At 33.4% G+C, this 16,772-nt stretch carries 14 protein-coding genes; 12 read left to right on the top strand and 2 right to left on the bottom strand.

Features of this window, described 5'->3' with window-relative positions:
• Positions 1-36: 36 nt before the first annotated feature.
• Positions 37-807 (bottom strand): 16S rRNA (adenine(1518)-N(6)/adenine(1519)-N(6))-dimethyltransferase RsmA, encoded by a 771-nt coding sequence (gene rsmA, locus ACOOWA_RS02935; RefSeq protein WP_421373107.1) that lies wholly within the window; start codon positions 805-807, stop codon positions 37-39.
• A gap of 91 nt (positions 808-898) precedes the next feature.
• Between rsmA and ACOOWA_RS02940 the strand changes: the two genes are divergently transcribed.
• From ACOOWA_RS02940 to ACOOWA_RS02995, 12 genes are all read left to right on the top strand, one after another.
• Positions 899-1,795 carry a cell division protein FtsX gene (locus ACOOWA_RS02940; RefSeq protein WP_421373108.1) on the top strand — a complete coding sequence of 299 codons (897 nt, stop codon included), beginning with the start codon at positions 899-901 and terminating at the stop codon, positions 1,793-1,795.
• A 2-nt stretch (positions 1,796-1,797) separates the two neighbouring features.
• Positions 1,798-2,094 (top strand): DUF3098 domain-containing protein, encoded by a 297-nt coding sequence (locus ACOOWA_RS02945; protein ID WP_421373109.1) that lies wholly within the window; start codon positions 1,798-1,800, stop codon positions 2,092-2,094.
• 97 nt (positions 2,095-2,191) lie between these two features.
• The gene (locus ACOOWA_RS02950; protein ID WP_421373110.1) at positions 2,192-3,010 is read left to right on the top strand and encodes an undecaprenyl-diphosphate phosphatase; all 819 of its coding nucleotides are present in this window, start codon (positions 2,192-2,194) and stop codon (positions 3,008-3,010) included.
• A gap of 4 nt (positions 3,011-3,014) precedes the next feature.
• On the top strand, positions 3,015-3,470 hold the full coding sequence (locus tag ACOOWA_RS02955; RefSeq protein WP_421373111.1) for a hypothetical protein: 456 nt from the start codon (positions 3,015-3,017) through the stop codon (positions 3,468-3,470).
• Positions 3,470-4,171, top strand: a complete 702-nt coding sequence (gene truB / locus ACOOWA_RS02960) for a tRNA pseudouridine(55) synthase TruB (RefSeq protein WP_421373112.1) — start codon at positions 3,470-3,472, stop codon at positions 4,169-4,171. Before ACOOWA_RS02955 ends, truB begins: the two co-directional genes overlap by 1 nt.
• On the top strand, positions 4,164-4,757 hold the full coding sequence (locus ACOOWA_RS02965) for a hypothetical protein (protein ID WP_421373114.1): 594 nt from the start codon (positions 4,164-4,166) through the stop codon (positions 4,755-4,757). Before truB ends, ACOOWA_RS02965 begins: the two co-directional genes overlap by 8 nt.
• On the top strand, positions 4,757-5,479 hold the full coding sequence (gene rluF / locus ACOOWA_RS02970; protein WP_421373115.1) for a 23S rRNA pseudouridine(2604) synthase RluF: 723 nt from the start codon (positions 4,757-4,759) through the stop codon (positions 5,477-5,479). Before ACOOWA_RS02965 ends, rluF begins: the two co-directional genes overlap by 1 nt.
• A gap of 351 nt (positions 5,480-5,830) precedes the next feature.
• Entirely contained in the window at positions 5,831-7,630 is a 1,800-nt protein-coding gene (gene rpsA, locus ACOOWA_RS02975) for a 30S ribosomal protein S1 (protein WP_421373116.1), read from the top strand.
• 169 nt (positions 7,631-7,799) lie between these two features.
• On the top strand, positions 7,800-10,385 hold the full coding sequence (locus ACOOWA_RS02980) for a T9SS-dependent M36 family metallopeptidase (RefSeq protein ID WP_421373117.1): 2,586 nt from the start codon (positions 7,800-7,802) through the stop codon (positions 10,383-10,385).
• A 372-nt stretch (positions 10,386-10,757) separates the two neighbouring features.
• Positions 10,758-13,364 carry a T9SS-dependent M36 family metallopeptidase gene (locus ACOOWA_RS02985; RefSeq protein ID WP_421373118.1) on the top strand — a complete coding sequence of 869 codons (2,607 nt, stop codon included), beginning with the start codon at positions 10,758-10,760 and terminating at the stop codon, positions 13,362-13,364.
• 117 nt (positions 13,365-13,481) lie between these two features.
• The gene (locus ACOOWA_RS02990; RefSeq protein ID WP_421373119.1) at positions 13,482-14,465 is read left to right on the top strand and encodes an EamA family transporter; all 984 of its coding nucleotides are present in this window, start codon (positions 13,482-13,484) and stop codon (positions 14,463-14,465) included.
• 211 nt (positions 14,466-14,676) lie between these two features.
• A complete protein-coding gene (locus tag ACOOWA_RS02995) occupies positions 14,677-15,672 on the top strand; it encodes an alpha/beta fold hydrolase (RefSeq protein ID WP_421373120.1) in 996 nt (331 codons plus the stop codon).
• A 207-nt stretch (positions 15,673-15,879) separates the two neighbouring features.
• Here ACOOWA_RS02995 and rplS read toward each other — a convergent pair whose 3' ends face one another.
• Positions 15,880-16,233, bottom strand: a complete 354-nt coding sequence (gene rplS / locus ACOOWA_RS03000; RefSeq protein WP_267265038.1) for a 50S ribosomal protein L19 — start codon at positions 16,231-16,233, stop codon at positions 15,880-15,882.
• Positions 16,234-16,772: the final 539 nt, after the last annotated feature.

Below are 16,772 nucleotides of genomic sequence, written 5' to 3' on the forward strand. Positions count from 1 at the left end.
AAAAAAATGCCTTTCAGATCTGAGAGGCATTTTTGTTTACTGATTTTCTTTCCAAAGCTGAGTGAAAGAAATAAAATCTGATACGCTGAGTTCTTCAGCTCTTTTATCTAAAAACTCATGCGTTTTTAAAGCTTCAGGAATATTTAGAATTTTCAAAGCATTTGAGAGTTTTTTTCTTCTTTGATTAAATCCTGCTTTTACAATTTGCTTAAAAAGAATCTCGTTTCCGGCTAAACCTTCTTTCGGATTTCTTGTCAGTCTGATGACTCCCGACTTTACTTTCGGTGGCGGATTAAAAACATTTTCATGAACTGTAAAAAGATATTTTACCTCATAATAAGCCTGAATTAAAACTGTCAATATTCCGTAGTCTTTTGTTCTCGGAACAGCCGCAGTTCTTTCTGCCACTTCTTTTTGGAACATTCCCACCATCTCCGGAATTTGTTGGTAATGATCAATAATTTTAAATAAAATCTGTGAAGAAATATTATACGGAAAATTCCCGATAATAGCAATTTGCTCGTTATCCAAACCTGCAAAATCATGCTTCAGAAAATCTCCGACAAAAGTTTCTTCTGTGATTTTATCATAGTTCTGTTTTAAATAATCAATTGATTCATTATCAATCTCTGCGAGAAATATTCTTTGTTCTTTTTCAATCAGATATTTAGTAAGAACTCCCATTCCGGGACCTACTTCAAGTACGTTTTTATAATTTTCAAAACTTAGTCCGTCAACTATTTTTTTTGCGATATTTTCATCAGTCAAAAAGTGTTGACCAAGATGTTTTTTTGCTTTTACACTCAATGTTTTTTATGATTTTGTTAACAGTGATTTTCTTTAATTCGTCCCAAATTTCGGAAGATTTTTTCTAATTTAGCCAAAAATTTTAATATTAATGGCTAAATCTGTAGAAGAGTTTAATAAAAAAAGGCTTCGGTCCAGCAATATTACGGTCGTGGTAAGTATCGCATTAGTGCTGTTTTTGTTAGGATTAATGGGGCTTATTTTAATCAATGCTCAAAAATATTCTGATTATTTAAAAGAGCAATTGGTGGTAAACGCTTATTTCGACGAAAACTACGATGTTAAAGATTCTGCTAAAATAGCCAAACAGGAAGCGGTTGCCGTTGAAGTTATTAAAGCAATGCCGTCTGTAAAACGTACTAAATATATTTCCAAGAAAATGGCTACATCTGAAGCTAAAAAAAGTTTGGGAATTGATACGGAAGCGCTTTTCGAAGAAGATATCTATCCGGCATCAGTTGAAGTTGCTCTTAAGGCAGAGTTTACTGATTCTACAAAAATTGCTGGTGTTTTAAAAGAGATAAAAGCCGTTCCCGGAATTATCGATGTAAAAAACGATACAGATTCCCAGAAAATTTATAACAATTTAAATAAAATCTTAAAATGGATTTTAGCATTCTGTCTATTGTTTCTAGTTTTGGCAATTGTATTGATTAACAACTCTATACGTCTGAAGGTTTTCTCTAAACGTTTCATTATCAAAACTATGCAGTTGGTTGGTGCAAAAAGAAGATTTATTTTGACACCGTTTATAAAAGAAGCTCTTGTTTTAGGGTTATTAGGTGCGATAATTGGTCTTTTGGCACTATTCGGAATTTGGTATTATTTTACCACGACTATCAAAACTCCTTTCGTACAAGATACAAATCAATACATTTGGTTGGTTATTTCTATCTTTGGATTGGGAATTTTTATCACGATATTAAGTACAATTATTGCAACCTGGAGATTCTTGAGATCTAATGTTGACGATTTATACTATTCTTAAAAATGAGCAAAAAAACAAATAAATTTTCGGCATCAGATTATGGTAACGAAACAAAAGTGTCTGAAGAAAGTAATTTTTATTTCGGTAAAGAAAACTTTAAATGGATGCTGATTGGTCTTGCGTGCATCGTTGTAGGTTTCCTTCTGATGATGGGTCCCGATGCAAACACCGTTGACGGAAAACTCGATCCGAATGTTTGGAATGACGGTATTTTTTCGATCAGAAGAATTAGAATTGCGCCGTTGCTTGTTGTCATTGGCTTCGTGATTGAAGTATATGCAATTTTAAAAAGAAAATAGAAGTACAATTTTTATTTAAAGATTAAGAAATTTGGAAATTTAGACTCTGTTGCTAAATCTCCGGCTTTCTTAGTCTTTTTAATTTTTATTACATAAAATGGATTTAATCAAAGCAATTATCATTGCAATTATAGAAGGACTTACAGAATATTTGCCGATTTCTTCAACGGCGCATATGGGTTTTACTGCAAATCTGATGGGTTTGGAAGAAACAGAATTTTTAAAAATGTTTCAGGTTTCCATTCAGTTTGGAGCCATTTTGTCGGTTGTGGTGGCTTACTGGAAAAAGTTTTTCGATCTTAAAAACCTTCAATTCTACTATAAATTAGCATTCGCCGTGATTCCTGCGTTGGTTTTAGGATATATTTTCGATGATATGATTGAATCTGTCTTAGGAAATCAGATTGCAATTTCATCGGTTTTGGTTTTAGGTGGGGTTGTTTTACTTTTTGCTGATCAATGGTTTAAAAATCCTGTCATTCATGATGAAAAAGAGCTTTCAATTAAAAAAGCTGTCACCATTGGTTTTTGGCAATGTCTTGCCATGATGCCCGGAACGAGTAGAAGTGCTGCTTCAATTATTGGTGGAATGACGCAAGGTTTATCTCGAAAAGCTGCTGCAGAATTTTCTTTCTTTTTGGCAGTTCCTACGATGTTGGCGGTGACGGTTTATTCAGTTTTTGTAAAAACCTGGGGTAAAGAAACTGCTAATCCGATGAAAGGGTACGAAATGATTCTGGAATCTCAGGATCACATCATGATTTTTATTGTTGGAAACATTGTTGCTTTTATCGTTGCGTTGATTGCCATCAAAGCATTCATAGGAGTTTTAAATAAATATGGTTTCAAGCCTTGGGGTTGGTACCGTATTTTTGTTGGGATTGCTTTGTTGATTTATTTTTATTTTTTTAAATAAATTCATGAAGTTTTATTTAAAAGTTTTTAGTGTAGTATTTTTCTGTGTTTTTATATTTTCTTGTTCTCCTGCACATACACTCTTTGTAAAGAATAATACAAATTCTGAAAAAGAAATTTTTGTAGAATTAATTGAGAATAAATTTCCAGAAAGGATCTTGTTATGTAAAGAGTTGGTTTCAGATGAAAATTTGTCTTATGAAAATTTCCCTAAGTATTATAAAAATGGGAAATGTTTTCATGAAAACATAAATATTGTTGATAATAAAATTTATAAGATTAAAATTCCTGCAAAGTATACTGTTAATATTACTCCAAATAATTCTATATATCCTTATCAAAAAATATATTATTTAGTTAACGGAAAAAAATGTTTTATAAATGATATTAATTCTGAAAGCTGTGTGCAAAAAATAAGTCAACAACCTAAACTGGTTTCTATTACCGAAATTTTACAATAATGACCGCAGAAGAATTACAGTCAGGACACATATTTTTATTAGACAAACCTTTGGATTGGACTTCTTTTCAGGCTGTCAATAAAATGAAATACAAGCTAAAACGTGAATTTGATCTTCCGAAAAAATTTAAAATCGGTCACGCCGGAACTTTGGATCCGAGAGCAACAGGATTATTAATTGTCTGCACAGGAAAATTCACAAAAAAAATTCCTGAAATTCAGGATGCTCCCAAAGAATACTGGGCGGAAATTAAAATCGGAGCTCAGACCGAATCTTATGACACCGAAAAACCAGAAATTCTTCATCACAATTTTTCAAATGTTAATGAAGAGGATGTGAAAAATGCTTTAGACAAGTTTTTAGGTGAAATAGATCAGAAGCCACCGGTTTTTTCAGCCATAAAAATTGACGGAGCAAGAGCGTACAACTTGGCAAGAGCAGGAGAGGAGGTTGAAATGAAATCAAGAAAAACAACGATTCATTACATTAAAGATGTTGAAATTAATTTTCCATTAATAAGTTTTACTGTTGGATGTTCAAAAGGAACCTACATCAGAAGTTTGGCACACGATATTGGTCAGGAATTGAATGTAGGAGCTTATCTTACGCAGTTGAGAAGAACAAAAATCGGTGATTACAAAATTGAAGATGGAACTTCTGAATTTTTAAACAACGACTACAGATTTGAAAATTATGGTTAAAAATGTATTATTGATTTCATTTTTGTTTTTATCATTGAAGATATTTTCCCAGGTTGATGATTCCAGAAAGCCAAAAATGAATTTTTATGTAAATCCGACTTTGAATATTGGGTACAATTTAGGAAATCAAATTAAAGACAATCAAAATAAAGATTCGCAATATTATCAGCAATATATTTCGCCCTATCTTCCTAATAAACTGACTTATGGGATTTCCGTAATTGGTGGTTATAATTTTCTTCCTAATTTTGCATTGGGCACAGGTTTGAAATACAGCTACATAGATCCTGATTTTCACATGATGTATTGGTTGATTCAGCCTAAAATTATTTTTAATCCGGGAGATGAGGCTTTTTTTATCGATGTTACTTATGGAAAACAGTTTAATAAATCTGCAGTTTCCAATTCTGATTTTTGGAGTTTGAAAGCTGGTCTGCAGGTTTCTTATTCAAAAAGATTAAGCCAGGAAGGAGGTTTGGTTTTAGAAGGATTTCAACTTGGAAATTCAAGTGCCGTATTTATAGGATTAAGTTACGGAATTACAGTTTTCAGTAATAAAAATTATACAGTAGAAGGAATAGATTAATGGAAAAAACGCGTATAAATAAATATCTTTCGGAAGTAGGTTATTGCTCAAGAAGAGCTGCAGATAAGCTTTTGGAGGAAGGCAGAATAAAAATAAACGGTCAGATTCCTGAATTGGGAACAAAGGTTTCGGATGACGATGTTGTAGAAGTTGACGGAAAACCAATTCGTGAATCAGAAGACAAACCGATCTATATTGCATTTAATAAACCTGTTGGAATTGTTTGTACCACAGATACAAAACGTGAAATCGACAATATTATAGAGTATATAAATCATCCGAAAAGAATTTTCCCGATCGGCAGATTAGATAAACCAAGTGAAGGTTTGATTTTATTAACCAATGACGGAGATATTGTAAACAAAATTCTTCGGGGTAAAAATAACCATGAAAAAGAATATTTGGTGAGAGTAGATAAACCTCTCAACTCAAAATTTCTTGAAAAAATGCGTAATGGTGTTCCGATTTTAGATACAGTTACCAAAAAATGTGAGGTAGAGAGAATTGATGATATGACTTTCAGAATTGTTTTAACACAAGGTCTGAACAGGCAAATCCGTAGAATGTGTGAATTTCTTGGTTATGAGGTTATAAAATTGAAGCGTATCAGAATCATGAATATTAAGCTTGATTTACCTATCGGAAAATGGCGAGATCTTTCTGAGGATGAATTGTCTGCTTTAAATTTACTTTTGGAAGATTCCAGCAAAACTTTTGATTAAAATTCACATATTCTCATTAAAATAAGCTTTACCGATTTTCAGTAAAGCTAGTTTTTTACTATTTTGAATGAAATCTGATCAAGACTTCTGATCTTGTTTTATTTGTAGCGTGCAAGATTTTTTGAAATAAAACGTTTCCTTTTTACGGTAACCTATTGGAAATTAGTAGATAAGTTTTTAAAATAAACTTTATAAATGTATTGTAGAAATCGAATTATTTTGTAATTTTGCACCACTTTTTGTGGAGCAGGTCTGAAAAGGTAAATTATTATTAATTAATTACTTCCGTATTTTTTAAATCCACATTTACTCAGACCATTAAAAAAGATGGAATACAAATTTTATTAGAAAATGTCAAAAGAGACAAATTCAGCAGAGGTTATTTTAAACCAAAACGTAGCACCGGAACAATTTGACTGGGATTCTTTCGAATCAGGTCTTGATGCAGATGCGAGAAAAGAAAAAAGCGATCTTGAAGAAATCTACAACGGATCTCTTAACAGCTTAAACGACAATGACGTTTTAGTTGGTAGAGTTGTAAGATTAACAGATAAAGAAGCTATCGTAGACATCAACTTCAAATCTGAAGGTGTTATTTCTCTTAACGAATTCCGTTACAACCAAGGCCTGAGCGTAGGTGATGAGGTTGAAGTAATGGTTGACAGAAGAGAAGACAAAACAGGTCAGTTACAGTTATCTCACAGAAAAGCCAGAACGCTTAAAGCTTGGGATAAAGTAAATGAACTTCACGAAACAGGAGAAATCGTAAACGGTTTTGTGAAGTCTAGAACTAAAGGTGGTATGATCGTAGATGTACACGGAATCGAAGCATTCTTACCAGGTTCTCAAATTGATGTTAAGCCAATCAAAGATTACGATCAGTTCGTAGGTAAAACTATGGAGTTCAAAGTTGTGAAAATCAACCCTGAGTTCAAAAACGTAGTGGTATCTCACAAAGCATTGATCGAAGCAGATATCGAAGGTCAGAAAAAAGAAATTATCGCGCAGTTAGAAAAAGGACAGGTTCTTGAAGGTACTGTTAAGAATATCACTTCTTACGGTGTATTCATCGACTTAGGAGGTGTTGACGGATTGATCCACATTACAGACCTTTCTTGGTCTAGAGTGAACCACCCATCTGAAATCCTAGAGGACGGACAAACTGTAAAAGTTGTTATCCTTGACTTTGATGACGAGAAAACAAGAATCCAATTGGGTATGAAGCAATTAGAAGCTCATCCTTGGGATGCTCTTTCTGCTGACATGAAAGTTGGTGATAAAGTAAAAGGAAAAGTAGTAGTTCTTGCTGACTATGGTGCATTTGTAGAAATCGCTCCAGGTGTAGAAGGATTAATTCACGTTTCTGAAATGTCTTGGTCTACTCACTTGAGAAGCGCAGGAGATTTCGTAAAAGTAGGTGACGAAGTGGAAGCTGAAGTACTTACTCTTGACAGAGAAGACAGAAAAATTTCTTTAGGTATGAAACAATTATCTAAAGATCCATGGGAAAATATCGAAGCTAAGTATCCAGTAGGTTCTCAACACGTTGGAACGGTAAGAAACTTTACAAATTTCGGTGTATTCGTAGAATTGGAAGAAGGTATTGATGGATTAATCTATATCTCTGACCTTTCTTGGACTAAGAAAATCAAGCATCCATCAGAATTCTGTGCAGTTGGTGATAAATTAGATGTTGTAGTTCTAGAATTAGACATCCAGGCTAGAAGATTATCTCTAGGTCACAAACAACTTCAGGAAAACCCATGGGATAAATTTGAAACTAAATATGCTGAAGGAACTGTACATGCTGGAAAAGCTGTAGAAGTACACGATAAAGGTGCTTCTGTACAATTCGAAGATGCTGAAGTTGAAGCTTTCTGCCCATCAAGATTATTAGAGAAGGAAGACGGATCTAAAATCAAAAAAGGTGAAGATGCTCAGTTTAAAGTAATCGAATTCAACAAAGAATTCAAAAGAGTAGTAGTATCTCATACGGGTATTTTTAGAGACGAAGAAAAGAAAAATGTAAGAGAAAACTCTAACAACAGATCTAACAATACTTCATCTTCTTCAAACAATGAAGAAAGATCAACTCTTGGAGATATCGATGCTTTAGCAGAATTGAAAAAGAAAATGGAAGGAGGTAAATAATACGCCAATCATTTTTATCTATAAGAACCACTCGAAAGAGTGGTTTTTTTGCTTTAATATTTAGATAAAATCATTCGAATTATTCGCTTTAATTCATTTTATGAATAATTCAAAAAAAAATTACTTTCATTATTGTTTTAATTGTACATTTGCGCCTTTAAAAGTCAAAATGAAAAAAATAATTCTACCACTAGTTATTGCAATTTTAGCAATAATACCTTCAAAATCGTTTGCTCAATCGAACGAAACGATCATAAAAAATTATATTTCTCAAAATAAATTACGAGAATATAAAAAATCAGATCTTAATCAATTCATCATTGATAATGTGGATTCTTCAAAATCATTAAATGGTGATATAGTCAAGACTCAGCAAACTTATAAAGGGTATCCAATATATAATGCTGTTTCTACTGCTTTGATTAAAGAAGGTAAGGTTACTTATTACACAGACAACTTTATTAAAGATTATTATTCTGCAGAAAACAATACTAATTCTTTAAATAAACAAAGTGCTCTAAACAAAATTGCAGATATTATTGGGAACAGTGATATTAAAGATTTTACGATACTTAATTATACTGATATTACTCCAAATCATAAAAGATTTGCAAAGCAAAGATTAGTATACATAGAACATGAAGGTAGCTTAAAGTTTGCTTATGAATTCTTTCTTCGTGAGCCAAAATCTGCAAATACTTGGAATGTTTTAATTGATGCAAATTCGGGTGAGATTTTAAACAAAGAAAATCTTAATTTATCTTGCAGTTTTCATCCTGGAGCTTATGGCCACGATCATTCAGATGAGAAATTCGTTGGCCCCCTCAATAAATCGTATTCATCTTCAAATTTTCTTCTAGCAGATAATGCAAGTTACAATGTTTTCCCATTACCTATAGAAGCACCAACATTTGGGAGCAGAGCAATTCTTACAAATCCCTGGATTTTAGCTTCGTCTCCGGAAGGATGGCATTCTGATGGCACTACTCATTACACAATTACCAGAGGTAACAATGTTCATGCATATGAAGACACTTCAGCAATAGATTCTGGAATGTCAGCAGATGGAGGAGCTTCCAGAAACTTCAATTTTCCTTTTAGTTTAACCGCAGATCCATTAGATAATCAAAATGCTTCAATTACTAATCTTTTTTATCTAAATAATCGTATTCACGATGTTTTCTATAAATTTGGTTTCACAGAGACTGCGAAAAATTTTCAGAAAAATAATTTTGGCTTAGGAGGTGCACAGAATGACTATGTAGAAGCCGAGGCTCAAGATGGGGGTGGTTTAAATAATGCCAATTTTGGAACCCTTCCTGATGGTAATATTTCTTACATGCAGATGTATCTTTGGTCATCTGTAAATCGTAATTTTTTCTATAATGCACCTACTGCCGCAGTTGCTAGAGAACCGATTGTAGGATTTGCACAGTTCGGATTACCTTTAGACGCGACCGGTGTTACAGGTAATGTACAAGTGGCAAACGTTCTTGATGGTTGTAGTGCATTAACAGCTGGTTCTATGACTGGAAAAATAGGTTTAATTGAAAGAGGTACATGTACTTTTACGGTTAAGGTAAAAAATGCACAAGATGCAGGAGCTGCTGCAGTAATAGTTTATAATAATTCAGCAAACGGATCGAATGTAGGTGGAATGTCTGGTACTGATGCTACGATTACAATTCCGTCAGTTTTAGTTACAAATGCTGAAGGCGAATATATCAAAGCTTTAATTAATGCAAATACTACCGTAAATGTTACGCTAAAAGATGATCCGGCTACAATGGTAACTCCGGATGGAAGTTTTGATAATGGTATTGTAACTCATGAATATGGTCACGGTATTTCTACAAGACTTACTGGTACCGGCTATGGTTGTCTTTCTTCTTCTCAAAGTAAAGAGCAGATGGGTGAAGGTTGGTCAGACTTCTTTGCTTTAATGCTGACTAATAAACCAGGAGATAATGCTTCTGTGCCAAGAGGAATGGGAACTTATGCTGCAGGACAGGCAACTACGGGAGTGGGAATCAGACCGGCAAAATATTCTCCGGATTTTACAATCAATGATTATACATATGGTGACACAAACGGAATGCAGTATAACAACGGTTCTGCGATAGTTCCGAATGTGCATTCTATCGGATTTGTTTGGGCAACAATGCTTTGGGATTTAAATTGGCAATATGTTGCCAAGTATGGATATGCTTCGGATGTGACTTCAGGTACAACAAGCGGAAGTGCAAGAGTTTTACAATTGGTGACAGATGCATTGAAGCTTCAAGCATGTAATCCTACATTTGTTAATGGAAGAGATGCTATATTGGCAGCAGAATTAGCTAAAACAGGCGGAGCCGACAGATGTATGATCTGGAGAACTTTTGCAAAAAGAGGTCTTGGAGTGAATGCTTCGGCTGGAGTTAAAACCAATATCAATGATCAGGTAGAAGATTTTACGGTTCCCGCTGATTGTTTTCTTTCTACATCTGAGACAGATAATGTGAAAAATGTTGGAATCTCAATCTATCCAAATCCTGCTAAAAATGAGTTTTACATCAACTTCCCAAGCAGCACTTTAGGAAAAGTGAATGTTGAAATCTACGATATGTCCGGAAAATTAGTTTCTTCTGAAAGCAAAGTTTCTCCGGATTCTAAAAAAGCAATTTCTACAGACAGATTAATCAACGGAACGTATCTCGTAAAAGTAAAAGGTTTAGGAATTGATACCACTTCAAAGGTTATTATCAGCAAATAATTTCTTTTAAAATAATAATAATTGAGACTGTTTCACTTGAAGCAGTCTTTTTGTATTTAATGTGATAATATTTTATGTAAATCGAATGCGATTTCTTATTTTTATACAGTAATAACCTGTTGTGCATTTACAAATTTGTTTTACTTCAGTAAGTGAAACGCCATTGTTTGTTTTAAAAAAGAATTTATTGTAAAACTTTGTCATTCTTTGCGATAAAATAAACGCAAGGTTAAACGAAAGAAACTTCAAAACTATGCTGAACTAAGTAAAACAATGGCGCTTCGCTTATCAAAGAAATACAAATGATTGATTTTTAGTTTATTTAACATTTCACCCTTAAATGCACAACAGGTAGTAATAATAACTAAAATCATGACTAACAATTTTACTTTTAAAATAAAAAATAGAAGCGTTCAGATTCTGTTTACGCTTTTTGTTTTATTACCGTGTTCTTTTTTTTCTCAGGAGAATAAAAGACTGATTAAAAACCATATTTCTACTAAACACTCACAAGAATTTAAAAAATCAGATTTAATAGATTTTGAGATTGACAATGTAGATTTTTCTGAATCTTTAAAAGGTGAAATTGTAAAAATTCAGCAAAAATTTAAAAATTATCCGGTTTATAATGCTGTTGGAACTGCTTTGGTTAAAAATGGAAAAGTAGAGTATTATTCAGATTCATTTATTAAAAACTACGATTCTTCAGGTTCAGAAAATGTATCAATTACGAAAGAAAAAGCACTTAAAAATATAGCTTTAGCTTTAAAAAATAATGAAATAGCAAACTTCCAAATTTTAGAAAGTATTTCTCCTGGTTCAGAACAAAAAAATTATGTAAAACAAAAACTGACTTTTGTTGAAGTTAATTCTAATTTAAAATTGGCTTATGAATTTTCTTTTCAGGAACCAAAATCTTCAGATTACTGGAATATTTTAGTAGATGCAAATTCCGGTGAAATTATTTCCAAGGAAAATTTAAATTTATCATGTAATTTTCATTCAGATGCTTATTCAAGCGGATTTGCAGATATTATAACATCTCAAAATACTCAGAAAAATTATTTAAAATTAGTTGATAATGCTACTTACAATGTTTTTCCATTACCAGTTGAAGCGCCAACTTTTGGAAGTCGCTCTGTTATTTCAAATCCGTGGATTTTAGCATCCTCTCCGGAAGGTTGGCATTCTACAGGAACTACAAGTTATACAATAACAAGAGGAAATAATGTCTTTGCTTATGAAGATGCCGCAAATAAAAATGAACCCGGTTTCTCTCCAGATGGTGGTGTAAACAGAAATTTTGACTTTCCTTTTTCAATAAACGGAACGCCTTCTTTTAACAGAAGTGCGGCAATCACCAATTTATTTTATATCAATAATAAGGTTCACGATATTTTCTACAAATTCGGATTTACAGAATCAGCAAGAAATTTTCAACAGAATAATTTTGGAAAAGGTGGAATAGGAAATGATTACGTTGCTGCAGAATCCCAGGATGGAGGTAGTTTAAATAATGCCAATTTCACCACACCCGCAGATGGAAATAAACCTTTAATGCAGATGTATCTTTGGTCTACCATTAACCGCTATTTCTTTTACAATGCACCAGTTACAGCAATTCCGAGAGTTCCACAGGCAAGTCCGGCACAATTTGGTCCCCAATTAAACGGAACCGGAGTTACAGGAGATGTTGTCTTAGCTTCTGTAATCGATGGTTGTTCAGCTTTGCCTTCCGGTTCTTTAGCCGGAAGAATAGGATTAATTGAAAGAGGCGGCGGCGCAAACTGTACATTTGTCTTAAAAGTTAAAAATGCTCAAAATGCAGGTGCAATTGCGGCAATCATTTATAATAATCCGACTGCCGTAAATTTCCCATCTTCAATGGGCGGAACTGATCCTACAATCACGATTCCGTCAGTTTTAATTGCAAATAGCGAAGGTGAATTTATCAAAACACAACTTAATAATTCATTAACAGTAAATGTTACTTTAAAAAGTGATCCCACAACTGCAGTTACACCGGATGGAAGTTTCGATAACGGAATTATCACCCACGAATACGGACACGGAATCTCAAATAGATTAACAGGAAATGGTTACACTTGTCTTCTAAAATCTGCAAGCAAGGAGCAAATGGGAGAAGGCTGGTCAGATTTTTTTGCTTTAATGCTTACCAATCAACCCAATGCAACCGCTAATATTCCTAGAAGTATAGGAACTTACGCAAGTGGACAATCGCCAAATGGAGCAGGATTCAGACCTGCAAAATATTCTCCTGATTTTTCTGTCAACGATTACACTTACGGAGATACAAACGGAATGGAAATTGAGGAAGATGGAGAAATTGTCCCGGATGTACACAGAATAGGTTTTATCTGGGCATCAATGCTTTGGGATCTTCATTGGCAATATGCTGCAAAATACGGGTATTCTTCAGATGTTACTTCAGATACAAACAGCGGAAGTGCCCGAGTTTTACAACTGGTGACAGATGCTTTAAAGCTACAGGCTTGCAATCCAACATTTATCGACGGACGAAATGCTATTTTATCAGCCGAAATGTTAACAACCAAAGGAGAAAACAGATGTATGATTTGGAAAACTTTTGCCAAAAGAGGTTTAGGGTTAAATGCTTTACCGGGAGATAAAATGAATATTAATGATCAAAAAGAAGATTTTTCTGTTCCTAAAGACTGTACGGATGGAAATTCTAATATTCAGCCCGATAAAAGTTTACTATCAATTTATCCGAATCCCGCAAAAGATGAATTTTTTATTTATTTGAAAGATTTTACCATCGGAAGCCTTCATTTACAGATTTATGATATGTCAGGAAAATTAGTTCTTTCTGAAAACAGGTCTTCACAGGATTCAAGAATACCTGTTTCAACTAAAAATATAGAAAGTGGCGTTTATATTGTGAAATTACAAGGCATCGGAATTGATTTCAGTAAAAAAATTATTGTTAAAAAATAGAGTTAAAAACTTCATAACAAAAATCACTTTAGAATTTTCTAAAGTGATTTTTGTTATGATAAGCTTGTCTGAATTTTAGAATAATATGTTGTAACTTTGCCGGCTGCGAAAAAAATTATGAAGAAGAAAAATATTTTAAAAGGGGTATTATTTGTTGGCGTTGGCGCTAGTATTTACGGAATGCTTGCAACTTTCGTTAAAATGTCTTACAACGAAGGATTTACAACGTCTGAAGTTACAACTGCTCAATTTGTATTAGGTTTAGTCGGACTTTTAATTCTGAATTTCATTCAGACCATAACTTCAAAAAAAAGATTATCGTCACCGAACCGTAAAGAATTCAGAATGCTGTTATTGGCAGGAACTTCTCTGGGGTGTACAAGTTTATTTTACTATATCGCTGTTCAATATATTGCGGTATCTATTGCGATTGTTTTGTTGATGCAGTCGGTTTGGTTCAGTGTTGTTGTGGAAAGTTTTATCACTAGAAAATTTCCGAATGCTAAAAAAGTAATTGCCACGTTAATCGTTTTATTAGGAACTGTTTTAGCTACAAATCTTATTAATATAGAAGTGAAATTAGATTGGCACGGCATCTTTTGGGGGCTTTTAGCGGCAGCTTCATTTACGATGACGATGTTTACATCAAATACATTGGCGACACATTTACCGGTGCTCAGAAAAAGTATCATCATGTTAACAGGAGGATCTGTAATTATTCTAATTTTTTTATTTTTCGCTCAAATCGGACCGCTGTATTCTGAAAATTTAAAATCTTTTTACTTAAATTTTACTGAAAATACGGAACACATCCGACCTTTTGATTACTCTATTTTCTGGACGTACGGTTTTATTTTGGCATTATTCGGAACAATCATCCCACCAATTTTATTCAATTTAGGCTTTCCGAATACAGGTTTAGGATTGGGAAGTATAATCTCATCCTTGGAGCTTCCGGTTTCCGTAACAATGGCTTTTATGTTATTAAGCGAAAAAGTAATCCTCATTCAATGGATTGGAATTGTCTTAATTTTAATGGCAATCATCTTGATGAATTTACCTTCAAAAAAAGAAAAACTTATTACCGAAACCATTTCTTAAAACGAACATTAAAATTTAATTTGAAAAACTTTCCGGTCTTAGCTGAGTGAAACGCCTTTGCGAACGAAAAATATTCTTAAACATTTTAAAAAAAACTTAGCGAACTTTGCGTTAAAAATCAGAACCAAGTAATCATAATTAAATTATAAATAACAACCGAAACCGTTTCTTTTGAAGCGGTTTTTTTAAATTTATATCTAAATTCAATTTCATGAACCATTTCAAAAACATTGTCACGGCATTTTCATTAACAATCACCACAACGTTCGCTTTTTCACAGACAAAACCTTTAGACGCAACACTTTCCAATTATCAATATCCTTTTGAAGTTCATTTTTTAAACCTGAATTCCCAAAAAAAGAATTTAAAAATGGCTTATATGGATGTTGCTCCAAAAAAATCCAACGGAAAAGCAATAATGCTTCTTCACGGAAAAAACTTCAACGGAGCGTATTGGGAGAAGACAGCAAAAGATCTTTCAGATAAAGGTTTCAGAGTCATTATTCCGGATCAGATCGGATTTGGAAAGTCTTCAAAACCTCAAAGCTATCAATTCTCCTTTGCGCAATTAGCGGATAATACAAAAGCGATTTTAGATGAGTTGAAAATCAATAAAGTCATCGTTTTAGGACACTCGATGGGCGGAATGGTTGCTACAAGATTCACATTAATGTATCCTGAAACCGTAGAAAAATTAATCCTTGAAAATCCAATCGGACTGGAAGATTATAAAACTTTAGCAAAATATCAGACGGTGGATGAAGCGTATCAGTCCGAATTAAAAAATACCGCTGAAACCTACAAAAATTATCAGTTAAAATTCTACTACGACAACAAATGGAAACAGGAATATCAACCTTGGCTCGATTTAATTGCGGGCTGGACTTTACACAAAGACTACCCACAAGTTGCCTGGAATTCAGCATTAACAAGCGATATTATTTTCAATCAACCTGTTGTTTATGAATTTAAAAACATAAAAACTCCCACTTTATTAATCATCGGAACAAGAGACAGAACCGCAATCGGAAAAGATCGTGCTCCCAAAGAAATTCAGCTAATGATGGGACAATATCAAGAGTTAGGAAAGAAAACACAACGAGAAATCGCAGGTTCAAAACTCGTAGAATTAGAAAACGTTGGTCATCTTCCGCACATTGAAGTCTACGATAAATTCTGGAATGCTTTGTATGAGTTTATTAAATAGGAGGGAAGCTGGAAGCGGGATACTGAAAGTCTACAAAATTGAAAATAATTTTTTGGGGTATATATAAAATAATTCCCAAAGGGATTCCTTTCTAAAGGATAGGATGAAATCCTATTAAAATAATGCATCATAATCATTATGATTTATTAAAATAAAAAGAGGCTCTCTAAATTAGAAAGCCTCTTTTCGTATGTGTTGTTGTCTGAATTATTTCTTGTAAGGAACGTCTTTAATTCTAGCCTTTTTACCTCTAAGATCTCTGAAGTAATAGATTCTAGATCTTCTAACTTTACCTCTTCTGTCAACTTCAATTTTTTGTAAAGCCGGCATATTGATAGGGAAAACTCTTTCTACACCTACATCACCAGACATTTTTCTGATCGTGAAAGTTTTTGTAGAACCAGTACCTCTCAATTGGATAACAGTTCCTTTAAAGAACTGAGTTCTGGTTTTTTGCCCTTCCTTAATTTCGTAATAAACAGTGATTGTATCACCTGCTTTGAATTCAGGGAATTCTTTTTTTGTGATGTACTTGTCTTGTACGTACTTTAATAAATCCATTATTAATAATATAAAAAATGTTTAGGCTAAGCAACTTACACGGACATCGTCAGAGGTTGAATAACAGATTGCAAAAATACAATTAAAAATTAATTTAGCAAGTATTTATTATTAAATATTTATAGAAAATCAGTATTTTTAAATTGCTCATTACCTATTACTTATATTGTATGGGCGTGCCCTTCGCTCGGTCATTCTGCTTCGCTGCATTTCCTCACTCAGGTCGGGCTGTCCGCTATATCTTTTTTTCGCAGCCGCAACTTCCCCAAGCCCAAAAAAGGATGCCGCTTCCATCCCTCACGCAAAACAAAATTAGTTTTTCACTCGATTGATTACGTAAGACAATCTAATCTATTTTCCGACAAAATCTATACTGAGATGCTTACAGCATGACAAACCATGTGAAAAATTATCTGAACCAATTCAATTAAAAATCTGTGTAAATTTATGTGATCTGTGGAAAATAAAATTTTTCAAATCGAAAAGTTAAATGCTTTAGACTTAGCTTGGTGAAACGCCATTGCAAACAAAAAATATGC

Origin of the sequence: Chryseobacterium sp. GP-SGM7, from assembly GCF_049166575.1 — a bacterium.
Classification (GTDB): domain Bacteria; phylum Bacteroidota; class Bacteroidia; order Flavobacteriales; family Weeksellaceae; genus Chryseobacterium.

What these genes read in the sequence shown, in the direction of transcription:
- ACOOWA_RS02980 (WP_421373117.1), top strand. Translation starts at nt 7,800, where the DNA reads ATGAAAAAAATAATTCTACCACTAGTTATTGCAATTTTAGCAATAATA.
- ACOOWA_RS02985 (WP_421373118.1), top strand. Translation starts at nt 10,758, where the DNA reads ATGACTAACAATTTTACTTTTAAAATAAAAAATAGAAGCGTTCAGATT.
- rluF (WP_421373115.1), top strand. Translation starts at nt 4,757, where the DNA reads ATGGAAAAAACGCGTATAAATAAATATCTTTCGGAAGTAGGTTATTGC.
- ACOOWA_RS02965 (WP_421373114.1), top strand. Translation starts at nt 4,164, where the DNA reads ATGGTTAAAAATGTATTATTGATTTCATTTTTGTTTTTATCATTGAAG.
- ACOOWA_RS02990 (WP_421373119.1), top strand. Translation starts at nt 13,482, where the DNA reads ATGAAGAAGAAAAATATTTTAAAAGGGGTATTATTTGTTGGCGTTGGC.
- ACOOWA_RS02995 (WP_421373120.1), top strand. Translation starts at nt 14,677, where the DNA reads ATGAACCATTTCAAAAACATTGTCACGGCATTTTCATTAACAATCACC.
- rplS (WP_267265038.1), bottom strand. Translation starts at nt 16,233, where the DNA reads ATGGATTTATTAAAGTACGTACAAGACAAGTACATCACAAAAAAAGAA.
- ACOOWA_RS02955 (WP_421373111.1), top strand. Translation starts at nt 3,015, where the DNA reads ATGAAGTTTTATTTAAAAGTTTTTAGTGTAGTATTTTTCTGTGTTTTT.
- rpsA (WP_421373116.1), top strand. Translation starts at nt 5,831, where the DNA reads ATGTCAAAAGAGACAAATTCAGCAGAGGTTATTTTAAACCAAAACGTA.
- ACOOWA_RS02940 (WP_421373108.1), top strand. Translation starts at nt 899, where the DNA reads ATGGCTAAATCTGTAGAAGAGTTTAATAAAAAAAGGCTTCGGTCCAGC.
- ACOOWA_RS02950 (WP_421373110.1), top strand. Translation starts at nt 2,192, where the DNA reads ATGGATTTAATCAAAGCAATTATCATTGCAATTATAGAAGGACTTACA.
- truB (WP_421373112.1), top strand. Translation starts at nt 3,470, where the DNA reads ATGACCGCAGAAGAATTACAGTCAGGACACATATTTTTATTAGACAAA.
- ACOOWA_RS02945 (WP_421373109.1), top strand. Translation starts at nt 1,798, where the DNA reads ATGAGCAAAAAAACAAATAAATTTTCGGCATCAGATTATGGTAACGAA.